Here is a 554-nt window from a genome sequence, read left to right on the forward strand (position 1 = left end):
GTCTAAATGATGAGTCTGAAGCGGTTGCAGCAAGCTTAGAAGAGCAATACCTGCCTAAGTTCAGTGGTGATGTATTACCGCAAACACCGATTGGCATCTGCTTAGCATTGGCTGATCGTTTGGATACGCTCGTTGGTATCTTTGCGATTAATCAAGCACCAACGGGGTCAAAAGATCCGTTTAGCTTACGTCGTTCTGCCATTGGTATTTTGCGCATTTTGATTGAAAAGCAGTTACCGATTAATCTTGTCGCATTGGTTGAGCAGGCGATTAAAGGCTATAGTGATGCTGAGGGTAGCAAAATTGCCAAAATGGGCGATACCTTTACCCAAGTCATGGCGTTCTTAAATTCGCGCTATCGTGCAATGTATACCGAGCAAGGCGTCAGCGTTGATACGATTCAGGCCGTGCAAGCGATTAACCCACATATGCCGCTTGATTTTGATCAGCGTATTCGCGCCGTACAAGCATTTAGCGAGCTGTCACAAGCTTCGATGTTGGCTGATTCAAACAAGCGTGTTGCTAATATATTGGCCAAATCAGAAGTGAGCGTT

The 554-nt window shown here is 45.5% G+C and carries 1 protein-coding gene; it reads left to right on the forward strand.

The genetic code is table 11. The features are described 5' to 3' along the window. Positions 1–554, forward strand: a 554-nt coding sequence (locus ACS8FC_RS19970; RefSeq protein ID WP_439298066.1) for a glycine--tRNA ligase subunit beta, incomplete at both ends; no start/stop codon positions are given.

The sequence above is a fragment of the Psychrobacter sp. 1Y4 genome, assembly GCF_051847555.1.